Annotated in this window: 20 protein-coding genes; 5 read left to right on the top strand and 15 right to left on the bottom strand. The window is 71.8% G+C overall.

Translation table 11 applies throughout. The annotated features are described in order from the left end of the window. The first annotated feature begins 24 nt into the window (after nucleotides 1–24). Nucleotides 25–930, top strand: a complete 906-nt coding sequence (locus tag ACGFYU_RS30520) for a proline iminopeptidase-family hydrolase (protein ID WP_393830539.1) — start codon at nucleotides 25–27, stop codon at nucleotides 928–930. Here the strand turns inward: ACGFYU_RS30520 and hemB are convergent. The 6 genes from hemB to ACGFYU_RS30490 form a co-directional block, all read right to left on the bottom strand. Then, on the bottom strand, nucleotides 881–1,882 hold the full coding sequence (hemB, locus tag ACGFYU_RS30515; protein ID WP_393830538.1) for a porphobilinogen synthase: 1,002 nt from the start codon (nucleotides 1,880–1,882) through the stop codon (nucleotides 881–883). The two genes, ACGFYU_RS30520 and hemB, sit on opposite strands and share 50 nt — an antisense overlap. A gap of 338 nt (nucleotides 1,883–2,220) precedes the next feature. Next, nucleotides 2,221–3,888 carry a uroporphyrinogen-III synthase gene (locus ACGFYU_RS30510; protein WP_393830537.1) on the bottom strand — a complete coding sequence of 556 codons (1,668 nt, stop codon included), beginning with the start codon at nucleotides 3,886–3,888 and terminating at the stop codon, nucleotides 2,221–2,223. Then, on the bottom strand, nucleotides 3,885–4,850 hold the full coding sequence (hemC, locus tag ACGFYU_RS30505; protein WP_393830536.1) for a hydroxymethylbilane synthase: 966 nt from the start codon (nucleotides 4,848–4,850) through the stop codon (nucleotides 3,885–3,887). Before hemC ends, ACGFYU_RS30510 begins: the two co-directional genes overlap by 4 nt. Beyond that, nucleotides 4,847–6,604 (bottom strand): glutamyl-tRNA reductase, encoded by a 1,758-nt coding sequence (locus ACGFYU_RS30500; RefSeq protein WP_393830535.1) that lies wholly within the window; start codon nucleotides 6,602–6,604, stop codon nucleotides 4,847–4,849. Before ACGFYU_RS30500 ends, hemC begins: the two co-directional genes overlap by 4 nt. Next, the gene (locus tag ACGFYU_RS30495) at nucleotides 6,601–7,410 is read right to left on the bottom strand and encodes a redox-sensing transcriptional repressor Rex (protein WP_393830534.1); all 810 of its coding nucleotides are present in this window, start codon (nucleotides 7,408–7,410) and stop codon (nucleotides 6,601–6,603) included. The genes ACGFYU_RS30500 and ACGFYU_RS30495 overlap by 4 nt, the downstream gene beginning before the upstream one ends. A 273-nt stretch (nucleotides 7,411–7,683) precedes the next feature. Next, nucleotides 7,684–7,962 carry a glutaredoxin family protein gene (locus ACGFYU_RS30490; RefSeq protein ID WP_393830533.1) on the bottom strand — a complete coding sequence of 93 codons (279 nt, stop codon included), beginning with the start codon at nucleotides 7,960–7,962 and terminating at the stop codon, nucleotides 7,684–7,686. Nucleotides 7,963–8,042: 80 nt separating this feature from the next. Between ACGFYU_RS30490 and ACGFYU_RS30485 the strand changes: the two genes are divergently transcribed. The 3 genes from ACGFYU_RS30485 (at nucleotide 8,043) to ACGFYU_RS30475 (ending at nucleotide 11,560) form a co-directional block, all read left to right on the top strand. Continuing rightward, nucleotides 8,043–9,008 (top strand): HAD family hydrolase, encoded by a 966-nt coding sequence (locus ACGFYU_RS30485; RefSeq protein ID WP_393830532.1) that lies wholly within the window; start codon nucleotides 8,043–8,045, stop codon nucleotides 9,006–9,008. Nucleotides 9,009–9,326: 318 nt separating this feature from the next. Beyond that, the gene (locus ACGFYU_RS30480; protein WP_393830531.1) at nucleotides 9,327–10,142 is read left to right on the top strand and encodes an ECF subfamily RNA polymerase sigma factor, BldN family; all 816 of its coding nucleotides are present in this window, start codon (nucleotides 9,327–9,329) and stop codon (nucleotides 10,140–10,142) included. 212 nt (nucleotides 10,143–10,354) lie between these two features. Then, complete coding sequence (locus ACGFYU_RS30475) at nucleotides 10,355–11,560, top strand: DUF5667 domain-containing protein (protein WP_393830530.1); 1,206 nt, start codon at nucleotides 10,355–10,357, stop codon at nucleotides 11,558–11,560. Between the two features lie 51 nt (nucleotides 11,561–11,611). Here the strand turns inward: ACGFYU_RS30475 and ACGFYU_RS30470 are convergent, their stop codons facing one another. The 9 genes from ACGFYU_RS30470 to ACGFYU_RS30430 form a co-directional block, all read right to left on the bottom strand. Continuing rightward, nucleotides 11,612–12,595, bottom strand: a complete 984-nt coding sequence (locus tag ACGFYU_RS30470) for a lysophospholipid acyltransferase family protein (protein ID WP_393830529.1) — start codon at nucleotides 12,593–12,595, stop codon at nucleotides 11,612–11,614. Beyond that, nucleotides 12,595–13,674, bottom strand: coding sequence for an NAD-dependent epimerase/dehydratase family protein (locus ACGFYU_RS30465; RefSeq protein WP_393830528.1), 1,080 nt, complete (start codon nucleotides 13,672–13,674; stop codon nucleotides 12,595–12,597). The genes ACGFYU_RS30470 and ACGFYU_RS30465 overlap by 1 nt, the downstream gene beginning before the upstream one ends. Before the next feature lie 95 nt (nucleotides 13,675–13,769). Continuing rightward, nucleotides 13,770–13,868 carry a 30S ribosomal protein bS22 gene (locus ACGFYU_RS30460; RefSeq protein ID WP_003948845.1) on the bottom strand — a complete coding sequence of 33 codons (99 nt, stop codon included), beginning with the start codon at nucleotides 13,866–13,868 and terminating at the stop codon, nucleotides 13,770–13,772. A gap of 121 nt (nucleotides 13,869–13,989) precedes the next feature. Continuing rightward, nucleotides 13,990–14,199 (bottom strand): helix-turn-helix domain-containing protein, encoded by a 210-nt coding sequence (locus ACGFYU_RS30455; protein ID WP_008738568.1) that lies wholly within the window; start codon nucleotides 14,197–14,199, stop codon nucleotides 13,990–13,992. A 114-nt stretch (nucleotides 14,200–14,313) separates the two neighbouring features. Next, nucleotides 14,314–15,144, bottom strand: a complete 831-nt coding sequence (locus ACGFYU_RS30450; RefSeq protein WP_393830527.1) for a phosphatase — start codon at nucleotides 15,142–15,144, stop codon at nucleotides 14,314–14,316. A 64-nt stretch (nucleotides 15,145–15,208) separates the two neighbouring features. Next, entirely contained in the window at nucleotides 15,209–16,378 is a 1,170-nt protein-coding gene (locus ACGFYU_RS30445) for an acetoin utilization protein AcuC (protein WP_393830526.1), read from the bottom strand. Next, entirely contained in the window at nucleotides 16,329–17,537 is a 1,209-nt protein-coding gene (locus tag ACGFYU_RS30440; protein WP_393830525.1) for an MFS transporter, read from the bottom strand. Before ACGFYU_RS30440 ends, ACGFYU_RS30445 begins: the two co-directional genes overlap by 50 nt. 43 nt (nucleotides 17,538–17,580) lie before the next feature. After that, nucleotides 17,581–18,234: an HAD family hydrolase gene (locus ACGFYU_RS30435; RefSeq protein ID WP_393830524.1), complete on the bottom strand. Its 654-nt coding sequence runs from the start codon at nucleotides 18,232–18,234 to the stop codon at nucleotides 17,581–17,583. Nucleotides 18,235–18,329: 95 nt separating this feature from the next. Continuing rightward, on the bottom strand, nucleotides 18,330–19,118 hold the full coding sequence (locus ACGFYU_RS30430) for an alpha/beta fold hydrolase (RefSeq protein WP_393830523.1): 789 nt from the start codon (nucleotides 19,116–19,118) through the stop codon (nucleotides 18,330–18,332). Nucleotides 19,119–19,269: 151 nt separating this feature from the next. Here ACGFYU_RS30430 and ACGFYU_RS30425 point away from each other — a divergent pair, with 151 nt between their 5' ends. Continuing rightward, entirely contained in the window at nucleotides 19,270–20,118 is an 849-nt protein-coding gene (locus tag ACGFYU_RS30425) for a helix-turn-helix transcriptional regulator (RefSeq protein ID WP_393830522.1), read from the top strand. Nucleotides 20,119–20,217: the final 99 nt, after the last annotated feature.

The following is a 20,217-nucleotide window of genomic DNA, read 5'->3' as shown; positions in this document are numbered from 1 at the left end:
TGCCGGGGCGCCCATGATGGAGACATGACGGTGACCGAGGGCTACGCGTCGTTCCAGGGATTCCGCACCTGGTACAAGATCGTGGGCGACTCCGCCGGCGACAAGCTGCCGCTGCTCGTGGTCAACGGCGGCCCGGGCTGTCCCCACGACTACATGGCGGACCTGGAGGCACTGGCCGCCGAGGACGGGCGGGCCCTGATCTTCTACGACCAGCTCGGATGCGGCCGCTCCGACCATCCCGACGACCCCGGCCTGTGGGTCATCGACACCTTCGTCCGGGAGCTCGCCGCCGTCCGCACGGCCCTCGGCCTCGACCGGGTGCACCTGCTGGGTCACTCGTTCGGCGCCCAGGTGGCCCTGGAGTACGTCCTGACCCGCCCGCCGGGCCTGGCCACGCTGACCCTGGCCGGGCCGATCGCGGACGCCCCCGCGTACGAGGCCGAGGCACGCCGCCTCATGGAGTCCCTGCCCCCGGAGGAGCGCACCGCCATCGGCCGCCGGGAGCCGGGGGCCGACATGGCCTTCTACCGGCGGTGGCTGTGCCGCCTCGACCCCTGGCCCGAGTACGTCGTGGAGGCCTTCACGGGCATGAGCCGCGACGTGTACGGGACCATGTGGGGCGGCCACGAATGGGAGCTGACGGGCAACCTGAAGGGCTGGACGGTCATGGACCGCCTGGGCGGGCTGGACCCCGATCTCCCGGTCCTGGTCACCTCGGGCCGCCACGACCTCACGACCCCCGCGCTGGTGCGCCCCCTCGCCGAGGCCGTCCCGGGCGCGGAATGGGTCCTCTTCGAGGAGAGCGCGCACCTGCCGTTCGTGGAGGAACCCGAGCACTACCGGGCCGTCCTCGCGTCCTTCCTCCGCCGGTCGGAGGCGGTCAGCGGGCCTCGCGCAGCCAGCCCGCGACCTCTGTCGCCCAGTAGGTGAGGATCGTGTCGGCGCCGGCCCGCTTGATGCCGAGCAGGGTCTCCAGGATGGCCCGGTCGCGCTCGATCCAGCCCTTCTCCGCGGCCGCCTCGATCATCGCGAACTCGCCGCTGATCTGGTACGCGGCCACCGGCACGTCCACCGCCTGCGCGACCCGGTAGAGGATGTCGAGGTAGGGGCCGGCCGGCTTGACCATGACCATGTCGGCGCCCTCCTCCAGGTCGAGGGCGAGCTCCCGCAGGGACTCCCGGGCGTTGGCCGGGTCCTGCTGGTAGGTCTTGCGGTCACCCTGCAGGGAGGACGCGACGGCCTCGCGGAAGGGCCCGTAGAAGGCCGACGAGTACTTGGCCGTGTACGCGAGGATCGACACGTCCTCGTGCCCGGTCTCGTCGAGCGCGTCCCGGATGACCCCGACCTGGCCGTCCATCATCCCGCTGGGCCCGACCACGTGAACGCCCGCGTCGGCCTGCACCTGAGCCATCTCGGCGTACCGCTCCAGCGTCGCGTCGTTGTCGACGCGGCCGTGCTCGTCGAGCACCCCGCAGTGCCCGTGGTCGGTGTACTCGTCCAGGCACAGGTCGGACATGATCACCAGGTCGTCCCCGACCTCGGCCTTCACATCGCGAATGGCGACCTGGAGGATCCCGTCCGGCTCGGTGCCCGCCGTACCCAGCGCGTCCTTGTTCTCGTCCGCCGGGACCCCGAAGAGCATGATCCCCGCGACGCCCGCCTCGACCGCCTCCACGGCGGCCTTCCGCAGCGTGTCCCGCGTGTGCTGGACCACGCCCGGCATCGCCGAGATGGCGAGGGGCTCGGCGATGCCCTCCCGCACGAACGCCGGAAGGATCAGGTCCGAGGGGTGCAGCCGGTTCTCCGCGACCATCCGCCGCATGGCCGGGGTGGTCCGCAGCCGCCGCGGCCGCGACCCGGGGAAGGATCCGTACGTGCCCATGTCATTCGCCTCTTCGAGCCTCGAGAACAGTCCCCCCAAGGGTAGGGCCCGCCGCACAACCAGCCCCGCCCGCGTTTGAGGCGCGGGGTCTGCGGCGGAGCCCCAGGGCGGCCGGCAGGCCGCTGCCTGGCCCCGGTAGGGGCGAACGGGGGGCGGGGGGCCCCGCGCCCGGGGCCCCGGCCCCCCCCCCCCCCCCCCCCCCCCCCCCGGGGGGGGGGGGGGCCCCGCCCCCCCCCCCCCCGCCCCCGCCCGCGCCCCCCCCCCCCGGGCGGGGGGGGGGGGGGGGGCGGCCCGCCCCCCCCGCGCCCCCCCCCCCCGCCCCCGTAACCGCCGGCCCGCTAGGTGGTGCGGCGGCGCCGCGCCCCCGGCCTCCGCTCGCTCGGCCGGAACACCGACTCCCCGGCCTCCTTGGCCGCCTCGCGGCGCGCGGCCCCGTACTCGGCGAGCGCCTCCGCCAGCTTCGAAACCGACGGCTCCGGCGACAGCACGTCCACCCGCAGCCCGTGCTCCTCGGCGGTCTTGGCCGTAGCCGGCCCGATACACGCGATCACGGTCACGTTGTGCGGCTTCCCGGCGATGCCGACCAGGTTCCGCACCGTCGACGACGACGTGAAGAGCACGGCATCGAAGCCGCCGCCCTTGATCGCCTCACGCGTGTCCGCCGGCGGCGGCGACGCCCGCACGGTCCGGTAGGCCGTGACGTCGTCGACCTCCCACCCGAGTTCGATCAGCCCGGCGACCAGCGTCTCGGTCGCGATGTCGGCCCGCGGCAGGAACACGCGGTCGATCGGGTCGAAGACCGGGTCGTACGGCGGCCAGTCCTCCAGCAGCCCGGCCGCGGACTGCTCCCCGCTCGGCACCAGGTCCGGCTTCACGCCGAACTCCACCAGCGCGGCCGCGGTCTGCTCGCCCACCGCGGCGACCTTGATGCCCGCGAAGGCACGCGCGTCGAGCCCGTACTCCTCGAACTTCTCGCGTACGGCCTTCACCGCGTTGACCGAGGTGAAGGCGATCCACTCGTAGCGCCCGGTGACGAGCCCCTTCACGGCCCGCTCCATCTGCTGCGGGGTCCGCGGCGGCTCCACGGCGATGGTCGGCACCTCGTGCGGCACCGCGCCGTACGAACGCAGCTGGTCGGAGAGCGAGGCGGCCTGCTCCTTGGTGCGCGGCACGAGAACCCGCCAGCCGAACAGCGGCTTCGACTCGAACCAGGCCATGTCCTCGCGCCGCGCGGCGGCGCTGTGCTCACCGACCACGGCTATGACCGGGCGGGCGCCCTCGGGCGACGGGAGCACCTTGCCCTGCTTGAACACCTGGGCGATCGTCCCCAGCGTCGCGCACCAGGTCCGCTGCCGCGTGGTCGTACCGGCGACCGTCACCGTCAGCGGGGTGTCGGGCTTGCGCCCGGCGCCCACCAGCTCGGCGGCCGCGGCCGACACCGTCTCCAGCGTCGCGGAGACGACGAGGATCCCGTCGCTTGCACCCACCTCGCTCCAGCAGCGCGCCGACGCGTTGCGGGCGTCGACGAACCGGACGTCCGCACCCCGCTCGCCCCGCAGCGGCACACCCGCGTAGGCGGGCACGCCGACGGCGGTCGCGACACCCGGCACCACCTCGAAGGGGATCCCCTCGGTGGCGCAGGCGAGCATCTCCTCGGCGGCGTTCCCGTCGAGCCCGGGGTCGCCGGTGACGGCACGGACGACCCGCCTGCCGGACCGCGCGGCCTCCATGACAAGATTGGCGGCATCGCGGATCACCGGGACCCCGGCGGCTGCTGACACTTCGTCAGCGATCGTCAGCTGCGGCGTGTCTACACCTGCCCGGGCATGCGTCCGTACGACGTCGAGCACCTCGGGCTCCGCGATCAGTACGTCCGCCGCGGCCAGCGCCTCGACGGCGCGCAGCGTCAGCAGACCCGGGTCGCCCGGGCCGGCACCGAGGAAGGTGACGTGCCCGTGGGCGGCGACGCCCGGAAAAGCGGAGGTGTTCGGACTTGTGGGGCTCACGCTCGCTCCCCCATAAGACCGGCCGCGCCCTTGGCCAGCATCTCGTCCGCGAGTTCGCGGCCGAGCGCCATGGCCTCGTCGTACGACTGGGGCACGGGACCGGTGGTGGACAGCTGCACCAGCGTCGAGCCGTCGAGTGTCCCGACGACGCCGCGCAGGCGCATTTCATTGACAATCTGCCCGTCGGCCAAAAGGTCGGCGAACGCGCCCACGGGCGCGCTGCAGCCGGCCTCCAGGGCGGCGAGCAGGGAACGCTCGGCGGTCACGGCGGCCCGGGTGTGCGGGTCGTCGAGCTTGCCGAGCGCGGCGATGAGGTCCGTGTCGGACGCGAGGCACTCCACGGCCAGGGCGCCCTGGCCGGGGGCCGGCAGGACGTGGTCGACCGACAGCAGATCGGTCGCTTCGTCACTGCGCCCGATCCGGTTCAGACCGGCGGCGGCCAGCACGACGGCGTCCAGCTCTCCGTCGCGCACGAACCCGATCCGCGTGTCCACGTTCCCGCGGATCGGCACGGTCTCGATCCGCTTGCCGAGGGAACGGGCGTAGTGGTTCAGCTGGGCCATCCGCCGCGGCGAGCCGGTACCGATCCGCGCACCGTCGGGCAGCTGCTCGAAGGTCAGACCGTCCCGCGCCACGAGCGCGTCCCGCGCGTCCTCGCGCTGCGGCATGGCCGCGATCACGAGGTCGTCGGGCTGCGCGGTCGGCAGGTCCTTCAGCGAGTGCACGGCGAAGTCGACCTCGCCGCGCAGCAGCGCGTCACGCAGGGCCGTGACGAAGACGCCCGTCCCGCCGATCTGCGCGAGGTGCTCCCGCGACACGTCGCCGTAGGTCGTGATCTCCACGAGTTCCACGGGGCGGCCGGTGATGGCCCGTACGGCCTCGGCGACATGGCCCGACTGGGACATGGCCAGCTTGCTTCGCCGCGTGCCGAGCCGGAGGGGCTGGTCGAGACGTGGGTTCATGATGCCCGTCCTGGATCGTCGTTCTTGTCGGCCTGACTGACGGAGGCCACCGTCTGCGGGTCGAGATCGAAAAGTTCGCGCAGCGCCTCGGCGTACCCGGCGCCGCCGGGCTCGCTCGCGAGCTGCTTGACGCGCACGGTCGGCGCGTGGAGGAGTTTGTCGACGACGCGGCGCACGGTCTGGGTGACCTCGGCCCGCTGCCGTTCGTCGAGATCGGGCACCCGCCCGTCGAGCCGGGCCACTTCCATGGCCACGACCTCGGCCGCCATGGCGCGCAGCGCGACGACGGTGGGCGTGATGTGCGCGGCCCGCTGGGCGGCCCCGAACGCGGCCACCTCATCGGTGACGATCGCCCGCACGGCATCCACATCGGCCGCCATGGGCGCGTCGGCGCTCGCCTCGGCCAGGCTCTCGATGTCGACGAGCCGCACACCCGGGATCCGGTGCACAGCGGCGTCGACGTCCCTGGGCATGGCCAGGTCCAGCAGCGCCAGCCGTACGGCGGTGCCGTCCGCGTGCGTACGGGTGGTGCGCCGGGGCTGCCGCTGCGCGGCGGCCTCGCCCTGATCGGCCCAGGTCCCGTGCAGCTCAAGCGAGTTGGCGTCGACCCCGGTCAACGCGGCCCGCCCATCGGGCCCCACCGGGCACCCGTCCGCCTCCGCGGGAGCGGCAATGGTCCGCGCGGCCCCGGCGTCGGCCAGCCGACCCCCGGCCTGCGCGGCAGCGGCAAGCCGCGCCACGACCTCGGGGTCCAGCCCCGCGGCGGGAGCAAATTCCAGGCCCTCCGGCGTTTGAGGCGCGGGGTCCGGGGCGGAGCCCCGTTCGGTGACCCGCACCGCACCGGCGTCCGCAACCGAGGCTCCGGCGGGAGCCAGATCCAGCCCCTCCGGCATTTGAGGAGCGGGGTGCGGGGCAGAGCCCCGCGACACGGCGGCGAGCACGTCCTCGGCGGTCAGCACGAGACCCGTCGCACCCGTGCAGGACACGACGACATCGACGCGCGCCAGCTCATCGGCGACACGACTCATCGGGATGGCCAGCGCAGCGACCCCGGTGCCCGAGGCAACCAGAATCTCCGCCAAGCGTTCCGCCCGCTCAGCGGTCCGGTTGGCGACCACGACCTCCGCGACACCGACGCGAGCGAGCGTCGCCGCCGCCAGCGAGGACATCGACCCGGCGCCGATCACCAGCGCCCGCTTGCCGGCGGCCCACTCCCCCACCGGGGCGTGAACGGCCAGCTGCTCCAGCCCGAAGGTCACCAGCGACTGCCCCGCCCGGTCGATCCCGGTCTCGGAGTGCGCCCGCTTGCCGACCCGCAGCGCCTGCTGGAACAGGTCGTTGATCAGCCGCCCGGCGGTGTGCAGCTCCTGCCCCAGCGCCAGCGCGTCCTTGATCTGCCCGAGGATCTGCCCCTCGCCGACCACCATGGAGTCCAGCCCGCACGCCACCGAGAAGAGGTGGTGGACGGCCCGGTCCTCGTAGTGCACGTACAGGTACGGGGTGAGCTCCTCCAGCGCGACACCGCTGTGCTGCGCCAGCAGCGTGGACAGCTCGGCCACACCGGCGTGGAACTTGTCCACGTCCGCGTACAGCTCGATCCGGTTGCACGTGGCCAGCACCGCCGCCTCGACCGCCGGCTCGGCGGCCAGCGTGTCGTGCAGCAGCTTCACCTTGGCGTCAGCGGACAGCGAGGCCCGCTCCAGCACGCTCACGGGCGCGCTGCGATGGCTCAGACCGACGACGAGCAGACTCATGCCGGCATCACCGCCGGCACGTCGCCCTCGGGGTTGCCCTTGCGCGCCTCGGCGGCCGCGCGCCCGGCCGGCGGCACCACGGCCGCGGCAGGGGCGGCGCCGCCCACGGAGGAGCCGCTCTCGGCAGCGGCCGCGGCGGCTTCCTCGCCGGCCTTGCGCTGCTCGTGGAAGGCGAGGATCTGCAGCTCGATCGACAGGTCGACCTTGCGCACGTCGACGCCGTCCGGCACGGACAGCACGGTCGGCGCGAAGTTCAGGATGGAGGTGACACCGGCGGCGATCAGCCGCTCGCTGACCTGCTGCGCGGCTCCGGCCGGCGTCGCGATGACACCGATCGAGACGCCGTTCTCCTCGATGATCTTCTCCAGGTCATCGGTGTGCTGCACGGGCATCCCGGCCACCGGCTTGCCGGCCATCGCCGGGTCGGCGTCGATCAGCGCGGCCACGCGGAAACCGCGCGACGCGAAACCGCCGTAGTTGGCCAGGGCGGCGCCGAGGTTACCGATGCCGACGATGACGACCGGCCAGTCCTGGGTCAGGCCGAGCTCGCGGGAGATCTGGTAGACGAGGTACTCGACGTCGTAGCCGACGCCGCGGGTCCCGTAGGAACCGAGGTACGAGAAGTCCTTGCGCAGCTTCGCGGAGTTGACTCCGGCGGCGGCCGCGAGCTCCTCGGAGGACACCGTGGGGACCGATCGCTCGGACAGCGCGGTGAGCGCGCGCAAGTACAGCGGAAGCCGGGCGACAGTGGCCTCGGGAATACCTCGGCTGCGGGTCGCCGGTCGGTGAGTTCGGCCAGTTGCCACGATGCTCCTGCGGGATGAGCGGGGCTGCAGGCGGCCACTTGTCCCAGGACCGCCCCGTCGACAGCAGGCTATGCCTTTGTGAACGCGTGCACAAAGATTGTGTCCGCTTTGTCCGACCAAAGTGACCGGGGTCACGCAACCGGGGCGGGTGGGGAGGGAACCGGCGGCACGCCGAACCCGTTCAATTCCCGAAGGGGGCAAAACCGTACACACTCCTCACAGATACGCCCCCGAGTCCCCATAAATCGCCCATGATGGTAACCGGGAAGCGGGTCAGCCCCCCAATGCCCGACGCAGCCGGTCCGGGTTCACCCTCCAGAAGGTGTGCTGTTCGCCGTCCACCAGCACCACCGGAATCTGCTCCCAATACAACTTGTAGAGCTCTTCGTCCTGCGAGATGTCCTTCTTCTCCCACTGCGCACCGGTCTCCGCGCAGACCTTCTCGATGACCTCCTGTGCGTCATCACACAGATGGCACCCCGGCTTCCCGACGAGCGTCACCATCCGCTCCCCGGGGACCTTCTTTTCCTTGCGGCGCAACAAAGGGCTCATGACCTCATTCTCCCGAAGTGTTAACGCCTCCGTTTCCCATCGGTTCGAGAACTTCCGAACACAGTGGCTATGCTCGCCGCATGGCCGCTCTCGGATGGCTCACCCCCCGTAGACGCTCCGCAAGCGCGCGGAGCGTGCTGGCAGGCGAGGCCTCGGCCGAAGCCGCCCGGAAGACCGCGCTGGCCGGAGCCCCACACCCCGCGGAGCCCGACCTCGACACCGACCTCGAGGCCCTCGCGGAAGAGGGGGAGGAGCCCGAGTTCCCTGTCGCCGGCGACGATCTCGCCGCCGCCTTCTTCGACCTCGACAACACCGTCATGCAGGGCGCCGCGATCTTCCACTTCGGCCGCGGCCTGTACAAGCGCGAGTTCTTCCGCCGCCGCGAACTCGCCCGCTTCGCCTGGCAGCAGGCCTGGTTCCGGCTCGCCGGGGTCGAGGACCCCGACCACATGCAGGACGCCCGCGACAGCGCCCTGTCCATCGTCAAGGGCCACAAGGTCTCCGAACTGATGGCCATCGGCGAGGAGATCTACGACGAGTACATGGCGGAGCGGATCTGGCCGGGCACCCGCGCCCTGGCCCAGGCCCACCTCGACGCCGGCCAGAAGGTCTGGCTCGTCACGGCCGCCCCCGTCGAGACGGCCACGATCATCGCCCGCAGGCTCGGCCTGACCGGAGCCCTGGGCACCGTCGCCGAATCCGTCGACGGCGTCTACACCGGCCGCCTGGTCGGCGAGCCGCTGCACGGCCCCGCCAAGGCCGAGGCCGTCCGCGCCCTGGCCGCCGCCGAGGGCCTGGACCTCGCGCGCTGCGCCGCGTACAGCGATTCGCACAACGACATTCCGATGCTGTCACTGGTCGGGCATCCGTACGCGATCAATCCCGACACAAAACTGCGCAAGCATGCCCGCACCAACGACTGGCGGCTGCGCGACTATCGGACCGGCCGCAAGGCCGTGAAGGTCGGCGTCCCGGCGGCCGCCGGAGTCGGCGCGATCGCGGGCGGCGCGGCCGCCGCCATCGCCCTGCACCGCCGCCGCAAGTAGCCACGCCGCACCGAGGGGCATTCCCCCAGCCCTACCCCCGGATGGGGCAGGGCACTCCGCCATGCGCGACTCGGTCGCGCGCCCCCATGGAAGCGTCCATTCCGCGCACCCAAGTGATCACCAACCGATCACCAATCGCGACCGAATATGCACTCGACACGCAACAGAAGTGTCGGAACCGGTGATTTGAGCAACTGGGTGTAGCACTGCCTGTACTAAGCGTTATTCTCCTCAAACGCATGCCACCGGCCATCTGTCGCCACGACGGGTGAACGGTCCCGCACTGCACGTGATGGAAGCTCTGCCTCTGGGAGTCCCGTGTACCCACCTGTCGGGGTTGACGCCTCGGGCCTGGCTACGCTGCGCGCAACGGTCCTCGACCACCTGCGCGGCTTCGTCCCCACCGCGTACGCCGTCCCCGCCCTCGCCGCCGCGGTCCCTGCCGGTCTCGGCCCGGCCGGCCCTTGCTATGCCCTCACGGACGGCGGAGCGACGGTGGGCAGACGAGGTCGCACGGCCGCGGGCTCGGCCGGGGCGACCGGCACGAGCACGCAGGCCGCCCCCCGCCGTCCCACGGCGGACAGCGACCAGGCCCGCATGATGGACCTGGTCGAGCGCGCCCAGGCCGGCGAGGCCGAGGCCTTCGGCCGCCTCTACGACCAGTACAGCGACACGGTCTACCGCTACATCTACTACCGCGTCGGCGGCAAGGCGACCGCGGAGGATCTCACCAGCGAGACCTTCCTGCGCGCACTGCGCCGCATCTCCACCTTCACCTGGCAGGGCCGCGACTTCGGCGCCTGGCTGGTGACGATCGCCCGCAACCTGGTCGCCGACCACTTCAAGTCCAGCCGCTTCCGCCTGGAAGTGACCACGGGCGAGATGCTGGACGCGAACGAGGTGGAACGGTCCCCCGAGGACTCCGTCCTGGAGTCCCTCTCCAACGCGGCCCTGCTGGAGGCCGTACGGAAACTCAATCCGCAGCAGCAGGAGTGCGTGACCCTGCGCTTCCTGCAGGGCCTCTCGGTCGCCGAGACGGCCCGGGTGATGGGGAAGAACGAGGGCGCCATCAAGACGCTCCAGTACCGGGCGGTCCGCACGCTGGCCCGCCTCCTCCCCGAAGACGCCCGCTGACCACTCACACCCGGTGACCCCTCGATGACGCTGTGGTCCGATCATCCTTCGTCCGTAACCCAAGTGCCGCGACGCTCGTTGTGCGGAATGCAGGCTCCCTGTGGACACGCCCTGCCCGAAGCCGCTCACTCGAAAGTGTGGATGTGCTCAAGGAAGGCAACCTTCCGGACACCTTGGGGAGTCGATCGTCATGACGAGAGGAGGTGCCGCCAGTGATCGCGAACGTGACTCCGCACCGGCGGGCGAACGCCTTCGCCCAGGCCCTGGAGGATCGGACCCCGTCCGACCTTTCGGAACCGGAACCGGCGGCCGAGCAGTCCGAGGCACCTGCCGAACCTGCCGACCACGACCGGTTGTTGGCCCTGGCGAGCGTGCTCGGCGAACGTATGCCGCGCCCGGTGCTGGACCCCGAGGTCAAAGTGGTGCAGCGAGCGCAGCTCGTTGCCGCCATGGAGGCCATGGTGCTCGAGGAGAGGGCCGGGGGCGGTGCCGCATCGGACCCTCAGGTGCCCGAACAGCGGACCGGCCGCGGCGCCCACCGGGCGACCTCGCTCCGGAAATTGCGGCCCCGCTCCCGCTGGTCCAAGGGCATCGCAGCGGGCGGACTCACCGTGGGTGTGGCCGCAGGGGCATTCAGCGGAGTGGCCGCTGCCAGCACCGACGCCCTGCCCGGTGACTCCCTCTACCCGATCAAGCGGGGCATGGAGGACATCAAGCTCGGGATGGCCGACGACGATTCGGACCGGGGCGAGCTCTATCTCGACCAGGCCTCGAACCGCCTGTCGGAAGCCCGCAGGCTGATGGAGCGCGGCAAGGGCGGAAACACCCTGGACCACGAGGCCCTGGGCGCCATCCGCCGAGCACTGGCGGGCATGAAGCACGACGCCGAGGAGGGCCACCGGCTCCTCCAGGCGGCCTACGAACGGGACGGCTCGCTCGACCCGATCAAGGCGCTGTCCGCGTTCTCCCGCTCCCACCGCGACACGTGGGGGCAGCTGCGGTCGAACCTTCCCCCGCAGCTCACGGACGTGGGCGGCGAGGTGGAGATGGTGTTCCAGGCCATAGACCAAGACGTGGCGCCGCTCCAGGGTCTGCTCCCCAAGCCACCGGAGCAGACCCGAGGTTCCGGCTCGCCCGGCACCTCGGCCACACCGGGTGCCCCCGGCGCCAAGCACCAGTCGGCGCCCGCCGCCGGCACCGCGTCGGGCAGCCCCACGCCGTCCCCCTCGGGCAGCAGCAGGCCCCCGGCCCCCGGAGGCCTGATCGGTGGCGCGGGCGAGCTCCTCAATCCGCCGACGGGCCAGTCCGCCCAGCCCTCTCCGGGCACCCCGGACCAGCCCAAGCCGGACATCACCCTCCCACCCCTCCTCCCCGGCCTCCTCCCAGGCCTGGGCATCAACGCGGAGGACGCGGAGTAGTGCGCGAACGCCGGCGAGGCCATTCGGCCTCGCCGGCGTTCGACGTGCGGGTCAGAAGAACACGGACCGCCGCTGCACGAGCAGCTTGTACAGCGAGTGCTGGATCCGCTCCCGCACCTCATCCGTCAGGTTGAACATCAGCATCGGATCATCCGCCGCCTCAGCCGCGTACCCCGCGGTGGCGATCGGCTCACCGAACTGGATCGTCCACTTCGTCGGCAGGGGCAGCACCCCCAACGGCCCCAGCCAGGGGAACGTCGGCGTGATCGGGAAGTACGGAATCCCCAGCAGCCGCGCCACCGTCTTCGCGTTGCCGACCATCGGGTAGATCTCCTCCGCCCCCACGATCGAGCACGGCACGATCGGCGTCCCCGCCCGCAGCGCCGTCGACACGAACCCGCCCCGCCCGAACCGCTGCAGCTTGTACCGGTCTCCGAACGGCTTCCCTATTCCCTTGAAGCCCTCCGGCATCACCCCGACCAGCTCCCCGGCCTCCAGCAGCCGCTGCGCGTCCTCCGCGCAGGCGAGGGTGTGCCCGGCCTTCCGCGCCAGCTCGTTCACCACCGGCAGCATGAACACCAGGTCCGCCGCCAGCAGCCGCAGGTGCCGCTGCGCCGGATGGTGGTCGTGCACCGCGACCTGCATCATCAGGCCGTCCAGCGGCAGCGTCCCGGAGTGGTTCGCCACGATCAGCGCCCCGCCCTCGGCTGGGATGTTCTCGATCCCCTTCACCTCGACCCGGAAGTACTTGTCGAACAGCGGCCGCATCAGGGACATCAGGACCTGGTCCGTCAGTTCCTTGTCATAGCCGAACTCGTCGACCTCGTACTCCCCGGTGATCCGCCGCCGCAGGAACGACAGCCCGCCCGCGATCCGCCGGTCCCAGCCGCCGCGGGGCCGGACCGGGCCCGGCTCGGGAGCGGCCGGCTCCACGGGCTCCACCGCCGGTTCGGGCGCGGACACCGCCCGCACCCTGCGCGGCGACCGCCGTCTCGGCCGGTCCTCGTCGAACGGAATGACCTTGGCGTCCGCCACTATCGCTTCGCTCCTTCATCGGCATCCGCGTCCGCGGACGCACCCGCGTCGACATCCAGCAGGGCCGCCACCCGCTCCACGGCCCGCCCCATCCGCTCGGGCGGCAGCAGCCCGCTCCCCCGGCTCCGCGCGAAGTCCGCGAAGGTCTCGACGGTCGTGTACATCGGCTCGAAGCCGAGCACCTCCCGCATCTGGGTGGTCTCCACGACCCGGCCGTGCGTCAGGAGCCTCATCTGCTCCGGCGAGAAATCGGTGACCCCGACCGCCCGCAGCGCCGACCCCACCCACGTCACCGCGGGCAGCAGCATCGGCAGCGTCGGCCGCCCCAGCCGCCGCGCGCACTGCGACAGCAGCAGGACCCCGTCGCCCGCGATGTTGAAGGTCCCGCTGTTCAGCGTTCCCCGCCGCGGCTCCTGCGCCGCCAGCCGCAGCACGTCGAGCACGTCGTCCTCGTGGACGAACTGGAGCCGCGGGTCGTAGCCGAGCACCGTCGGCATCACGGGGATCGAGAAGTACTCGGCGAGCGCCGAGTCCGCGAAGGGCCCCAGGATGTTCGCGAACCGCAGCACGCACACCGCGACGTCCGGCCGCCTGCGCGCGAAGCCCCGTACGTACCCCTCGACCTCGGCGGCGTCCTTGGCGAAGCCGCCCGCCGGCAGCGACTTCGGCTCCGTGGTCTCGGTGAAGACGGCCGGATCCCGCGAGGTGCCCCCGTACACGCTGGTACTGGACTTCACCACGAGCCGCCGTACCGTAGGCGACTTCTGGCAGGCCCCGAGGAGCTGCATCGTCCCGATGACGTTCGTTTCCTTCACGGTGCTGTGCGCACCGCCCGTCCCCGCGCTGCCCCCGGTGACCGCCAGATGGACCACCGTGTCCACGGCGTGCTCGGCCAGCACGCGGGCGATCGACGACTGCCTGATGTCCGTACGGACGAACTCGGCCGATCCGAGCCGGTGCGGCGGCGTCACCGCGTCCACCGCGATCACCCGCTCGACCTCCGGGTCGCGCTGGATGCGGCGCACGAAGCGGCCGCCCAGCTGCCGGGCAGCCCCGGTGACGAGTACGACCTTCCCCACGAGTTCAGCGCCTCCCTCGAGAAGTACCCCGGCTGCACCGCAGCCCCTCCACCAAGGATGGTGGAGGGGCTGCGGAGAACACGTACAGCTGCCGTTTACTTCTTGTTACGGCGCTGGACGCGGGTGCGCTTGAGCAGCTTGCGGTGCTTCTTCTTAGCCATCCGCTTGCGCCGCTTCTTGATAACAGAGCCCACGACTACCCTCGCTCACTTCTCTTCACTGGTGCGGGGCGTCTGGGCCCACACGACCTACGTCGGCCTAGCCTACCCGCCCCAGCTCTGAGCTTGTAATCCGAGAGGTGTCGCGGGGTCACTCTCAGGCCGACTCCACCCCCACATAGGACTCTCGGAGGTACTCGTGGACCGCGTTCTCGGGGACCCGGAAGGACCGGCCCACCCGGATTGCGGGCAGATGACCGTTGTGCACCAGGCGGTACACGGTCATCTTCGACACTCGCATCACCGAGGCGACCTCCGCCACGGTCAGGAACTGAACCTCACTGAGAGGCCTCTCGCCAGCAGCCATGACACACCTTGACCTTCCGCGCATGACGGGCACCGGCTTCCCCTCCGGTTACTCCTCGTCGTCGCACGCTCACTCCCCAGAGTAGGGGCGCGTGATACGAGTGGGGAAGAGGAGCTACAGCCACTCCTGCCCGTCCGGCAAGCGCGCCCGGCCGAGCACGTAGCGAATAAGCGGTCGGTAGTAATCCGCACGCACCGCGTCATCAACCGGAACGACCACCGAGACCCGCCCCTCGGCCTCTCCCACGAACAGCGCGGGATCATCCGTATCCGCCAGCCCGATGGCCTCCACACCCAACTGACCTGCGCCGCAGACCCACCCGTGATCCCCCACCACGAGCTCCGGAAGGGGCCCGCCGGCCTCCGCGAGGGCCCCCAGCGCGATCCGAACCGGCAGCGGCGAATGGGTGTGTGCGCCGGTGGCACTCCCCGGCGGCCGCACGCCGGGCTCCCGCACCAGTGCGACCCCTCCTACGTAATCGATGCTGTGCGGGCGTACGCCGAACCGGGTCGCCATGTCGACACTCGTCCCCTGCGCCGGAGTGAGGACAACACATCCCGCCGCCGACATCGCCTCGGCCAACGCGGCGTAGAACCCCAGGAGCCGGTGCGGGTGGCCCGTCCCGAACAACACCGGCGAGCGCGCCGCGACCGCCGCCCGCAGCCGCCCCGCGAACGCCTCCAGCGCGGCCACCGTCAGCTCCGGATCGATCACGTCCGGCCCGCTGACGTGCGCGGGATCCCCCGACACCCCGCACCTGTCCGCCATCAGCCTCAGCAGGTCACCCTCGCCCCAGTCCCACTCGGGATCCAGCCCCAGTAACACCCGCGGATCGCGCGCCGCGAACAGCCGGTAACTGCGCAGGCTCTCCTCCCGCGAGGTAGCGACGGTCCCGGCCAACCGGGCGGCCAGCAGATGCGCACGCAACGCGCCGGTGCTCAACACCCTCCGATGCTCCCCCATCGAGCCTCACCGACGCTTGAGGCGCGGGGTTCCGCGGGGCTCGGCCTCAGGTCAGCATCCCCCGCAACGGGAACACGGCCCGCCGCGTGGCCAGCACCGCCTGATCGGTCCGGTCCGCGGGGTCGTACCCCGCCTCCCAGTCCCGCCACTCCGGGCTCCGCCCGTCCGTCATCCGCGCGGGCGCCACCCCCCGGGTCCGCGCGTACACCGCGTCCCGCCAGGCCGCCGGCACCACCGTCTCCGGATCCACCGGCCGATGCCCGGCGATGGCCACCAGGTGCGTCCACGACCGCGGTACGACGTCCACCACCGCGTACCCGCCGCCCCCCAGTGCCAGCCACCGCCCGCCCGCGTACTCGTGCGCCAGCGAGTGGCACGCCTCCTGCACCGCCCGCTGCGCGTCCAGGGACACCGCCAAATGGGCGAGGGGGTCCTCGAAGTGCGTATCGGCCCCGTGCTGGGTCACCAGCACCTGCGGCCGGAAGTCCGCCAACAGCTCCGGCACCGTCGCGTGGAAGGCCCGCAGCCACCCCTCGTCCCCGGTCCCGGCCGGCAGCGCGACGTTCACCGCCGACCCCTCGGCGGCCGGCCCCCCGGTCTCCTCGGGCCACCCCGTCTGCGGGAACAGCGTCCGCGGATGCTCGTGCAGCGACACGGTCAGCACCCGCGGATCGTCCCAGAAGGCCGCCTGCACACCGTCCCCGTGGTGCACGTCGACGTCCACGTACGCGACCCGCTCGGCCCCCAGCTCCAGCAGCCGCGCGATGGCCAGCGCCGCGTCGTTGTACACACAGAATCCGGCCGCCCCGCCCGGCATCGCGTGGTGCAGCCCGCCGGCGAAGTTCACGGCGTGCTCGGCCTCGCCGCGCCAGATCGCCTCCGCGCCCGCCACCGACTGCCCGGCGATCAGCGCGGACGCCTCGTGCATCCCGTGGAAGGCCGGATCGTCCATGGTCCCCAGCCCGTACGACCCGTCGGCGATCCCCGGGTCCGCGGACACCTCGCGCACCGCGGCGACGTAGTCCTCCCGGTGGACGAGCCGCAGCGTGGAATCCCCGGCCGCGGGGGCCGCCCGTACCTCCAGCACCCGGTCCAGCCCGAAGGCGCGCACCAGGCCCATGGTCAGCTCCAGCCGTACCGGATCCATCGGATGGCTCGGTCCGAAGTCATACCCCGTTACCGCCTCGTCCCACATCAACAACCCGCGGCCGCTCATGCCCGACACCGTATCGGGCCCGGTCGGAGCCGAACGAGCGGGCGTGGAACAGCGTGATCAGCACGAGCACCATCGGCACGAGCATCGCCCCCCGGTAGCTCCACGCGTCCCCGATCCCCCCGACGAGCGGCGACCCGATGAGGAAACCCACGTAGTTGAAGATGTTCAGCCGCGCGATGGCCGTATCGGACGCCCCGGGGAACAACCTCCCCGCGGCCGCGAAGGTCTGCGGCACGATCACGCACAGCCCGATCCCCAGCAGCGTGAACCCGAGCATCCCCACCCACGCGCCGGGCGCAGCCGCCACGACGGCGAAACCGGACGCCGCGACCAGCGTCCCGCCCCGCACCACGGCCGCCGCCCCGAAGCGCCGCACGCCCAGGTCCCCGACGGCCCGCCCGAGGAGGGTGGTCACCATGTAGACGTTGTACGGGACGGTCGCCAGCTGCTCGGAGCTCCCCAGCACGTCCTGGAGGTACTTGGCACTCCAGTTCGCCACCGTCGAGTCCCCGATGTACGCGCACGCCATCACCAGGCAGAGCGGCAGCAGCAGCTTGCCCCCGCCGGCCCCCAGCCCCTTCTCGTGCGCCTCGGCGGGCGCGTCGACGTAGCGCCGGCTCCCCACCAGCCCGAGCGGCAGCAGCACCGCCACCGCCGGCAGGTAGCTCACGAAGAGATCCAGGTGCCAGTGCGCCCCGGCCCACGCGGCCGAGGCCCCCAGGATCCCGCCGAGGCTGTACGCCGCGTGGAAACCCAGCATGATGCTGCGCCCGTACGCCCGCTGGAGGCTGACCCCGAGCATGTTCATGGAGGCGTCCAGCGCACCCACCGACAGCCCGAACGCCCCCAGGGCCACCGCCACGTGCCACATCTGCGTGCCGGCCCCGACCCCCAGCAGCGACAGCAGCACCAGCGGCTGCGCCCACCGCAGCACCGCACTGGGCGCGACCCGCTTCACGAGGTGCTCGGTGGCGACGCTCGACACCCCCGCGAGGATCGGCACGGCCGCGAGGAAGGCGGGCAGCAGCCCGTCGGATATCCCGTACCGGTCCTGGATCGCCGGGATGCGCGTCACGAGCAGCGCGAAGGCGACACCCTGCGCGAAGAAGCTGAACCCCAGAGCGCCACGCCCGTACCGCAGCCGCACATCAACCGTCATGGCGGCACAGCGTAGGCCCCGGGGCTACCGGTGGGTAGAGAGATCACAGGGGCAGTTGCAGGAGCCCCGGGAGCTGCTTCATGTCGCCGAAGTAGCCGGTGGCCCCCGGCAGCCGGTCGGCGGGCATCATCGAGGTGAACGCGTACACGTCCATGCCCGCCGCGCGGGCGGCCTCGATCCCGCGCGGGCTGTCCTCCACGACGACGCACCGCGAGGGCTCCACACCCATCTGCCGGGCCGCGTGCAGGAACAGATCGGGCGCCGGCTTCCCCTGCCCGACGTCCTCGGAGCTGAAGATCCACTCCTCCTCGAACCACCCGTCGAGGCCGGCCGCCCGATGCCCGACCCGGATCCGCGCATGGCTCCCGGAGGAGGCCAGGCAGTAGCCGACACCATGGGCCGTCAACAGCCCGAGCACTTCCTCCACCCCGGGCACGGGCTGCAGCTCCTGCTCGAACGCGGCGAAGGTCCGCGCGTTCAGCTGCTCCTCGAAGTCGTCCGGCAGCCGCTTCCCCGTCCGCTCGAGCACGAGGTCGTGCACCCGGTGCACGGCGGCGCCCATGTAGTCGCGGAGCGAGTCCTCGTAGGTGGTCGGGTGCCCCAGCTCGGTCAGGTACGCGGCGAGGATGCTGTTGGCGAGTGGCTCACTGTCCACCAGCACGCCGTCGTTGTCGAAGATGACGAGGTCATAGCCCATACCCCCAACCCTACGAGCCGTCAGCACAGGTCCACGGCAACCCGATGCTGGTGAACGGACGAACGGAGAAAGATTCTCAGGGGGGCGCAGGGGGCTCAGGGGGCTTCGACGAAGTCGGTCACGAGCTTGACGAAGACGTCCTCCTGTTCGAAGAACATGACGTGGCCCGCGTCGATCTCGGCGTAGGAGCTGTGGGCGATCGCGGCGTGGAGGCCGCGGCTGTGCTCGACCGGGACGGTGATGTCCTGGGTGCCGCCGATCACCAGCGTGGGGGCCTCGATGCGCGGGAGCAGGTGGCGGATGTCCACCCCGAGGTCGTAGGCGATGTGGCGCAGAGTGCCCGCGGTGGGCGGCATGTTGGGGATCAGGGCCTCGAACTGGGTGCGGCCGATAGAGTTGAGGAAGCCGCGGCTGAAGCCGGTCATGGCGACGGCGCGGCCGAAGGACGCGGGGTCGGAGGTGCCGAGGTCCTGCCAGAGGGTGAAGAGGCTGCGCAGGTACTCGTCGCCGTCGGTGTGGGCCCAGCCGGCGACCAGGATCAGCCGGCGTACGAGGTCGGGCCGCAGGGCGGCGACGGTGGCGGCGACGGTGGAGCCCATGGAGAAGCCCAGCAGGTCCACCGGCCCGTCGGCGGCGTCCTCGATGACGGCGATCACCTGGGCCGCGAGGCCCTCGGAGGTCAGGGGCGCGCCGTCGTCGAGGGTGGCCTCGGTGCCGGACAGGTCGGGGGTGATCACCGTGCGATGCGGGGTGAACCTCGGTGTGGTCTGCCCCCAGTTGACGGCGGAACCGGCCGAGCCTGTGCCGTGGACCAGGACGAGGGCGGGGCCCGAGCCGGTCTTCTCGTAGTGGACCTGGGCGCCGTTGACGGTGATGGTGGCCATGGAAATGCTCCCTGCTCATGTGGTGTGACCGGGACGTTCGTGCTCCGGCCAGACCCACAGTGCCGCCGGAGAGCAACGCCGGGGAGAGCCCTCTCGACCCTGGGATCGGCGGTCCCTGGATGAGCCCCGGACCCTCCGGCAGGATGACCGCATGAAGATCGACCGTGACGCACTCGCCGACTTCCTGCGCCGCTACCGCGCCCGGGTGCGCCCGCAGGACGCGGGCCTGCCCGTCGGCCCCCGCCGCCGCACCCCCGGCCTGCGCCGCGAGGAAGTCGCCCAACTCGCCGGCATGTCCGCCGACTACTACATCCGCCTGGAACAGGCCCGCGGCCCACAGCCCTCACCGGAGATGCTCACGGCGCTGGCCCGTGCCCTGCGCCTCTCCGACGACGAACGCGACCACCTCCACCTCCTCGCCGGCCGGCGCCCGCCCGCCGCCAGGACGACGGGCGACCACGTCAGCCCCGGACTCCTGCACCTGCTGGACCAGCTGCCGACCACCCCGGTCCAGGTCATCAGCGACCTCGGTGACGTCCTGGCCCAGAACGCGATGGCCGAGGCCCTGCTGGGCGGGGTGTGCTCCGTATCGGAGCACGGGCGCAACGTGGTCTGGCGCTGGTTCACCGACCCGGCCCAGCGCACCGCCTACCCGGACGCCGAGCACGACCACTACGGCCGACTGCACGTGGCGGACCTGCGTGCGGCCGTCGCCCGACGCGCCGGCGACACCGCCGCGACCCGGCTGGTGGAGCGGCTGAAAGCGGCCAGCGCGGAATTCACCGCCCTGTGGGAGCTGCACGAGGTCGCCGTACTCCGGGCCTCCCGCATGCGCGTCCTGCACCCGTTGATCGGCCCGGTCGACTTGGACTGCCAGGTCCTCCTGGCCCCGGAGGGCGACCAGCGCGTGGTCCTGTACACCCCACCGGTGGGCAGCGACACCGCCGAACGCCTCGCCCTCCTCAAGGTCGTGGGCAACGGCCAGTTCGCGGCTTCCTGACCCAGAACGCAGAAAAGCCCCGCACCAGGATCAGAGATCCGGTGCGGGGCTTTCCCACAATGATTGTTCGGCGGCGTCCTACTCTCCCACAGGGTCCCC

It is taken from the genome of Streptomyces sp. NPDC048337 (assembly GCF_043201175.1).
Classification (GTDB): Bacteria; Actinomycetota; Actinomycetes; order Streptomycetales; family Streptomycetaceae; genus Streptomyces.
The sequence above is the reverse complement of the archived record's forward strand: the minus strand, read 5'-3'. Positions and strand labels throughout refer to the sequence as shown.

Coding starts and splice junctions, on each gene's coding strand:
- ACGFYU_RS30440 (WP_393830525.1), bottom strand. CDS start 17,537: ATGACGGTTGATGTGCGGCTGCGGTACGGGCGTGGCGCTCTGGGGTTC.
- ACGFYU_RS30430 (WP_393830523.1), bottom strand. CDS start 19,118: ATGGCCACCATCACCGTCAACGGCGCCCAGGTCCACTACGAGAAGACC.
- ACGFYU_RS30520 (WP_393830539.1), top strand. CDS start 25: ATGACGGTGACCGAGGGCTACGCGTCGTTCCAGGGATTCCGCACCTGG.
- hemB (WP_393830538.1), bottom strand. CDS start 1,882: ATGGGCACGTACGGATCCTTCCCCGGGTCGCGGCCGCGGCGGCTGCGG.
- hemC (WP_393830536.1), bottom strand. CDS start 4,850: ATGAACCCACGTCTCGACCAGCCCCTCCGGCTCGGCACGCGGCGAAGC.
- ACGFYU_RS30485 (WP_393830532.1), top strand. CDS start 8,043: ATGGCCGCTCTCGGATGGCTCACCCCCCGTAGACGCTCCGCAAGCGCG.
- ACGFYU_RS30500 (WP_393830535.1), bottom strand. CDS start 6,604: ATGAGTCTGCTCGTCGTCGGTCTGAGCCATCGCAGCGCGCCCGTGAGC.
- ACGFYU_RS30435 (WP_393830524.1), bottom strand. CDS start 18,234: ATGGGCTATGACCTCGTCATCTTCGACAACGACGGCGTGCTGGTGGAC.
- ACGFYU_RS30425 (WP_393830522.1), top strand. CDS start 19,270: ATGAAGATCGACCGTGACGCACTCGCCGACTTCCTGCGCCGCTACCGC.
- ACGFYU_RS30455 (WP_008738568.1), bottom strand. CDS start 14,199: ATGGCTGCTGGCGAGAGGCCTCTCAGTGAGGTTCAGTTCCTGACCGTG.
- ACGFYU_RS30490 (WP_393830533.1), bottom strand. CDS start 7,962: ATGAGCCCTTTGTTGCGCCGCAAGGAAAAGAAGGTCCCCGGGGAGCGG.
- ACGFYU_RS30445 (WP_393830526.1), bottom strand. CDS start 16,378: ATGAGCGGCCGCGGGTTGTTGATGTGGGACGAGGCGGTAACGGGGTAT.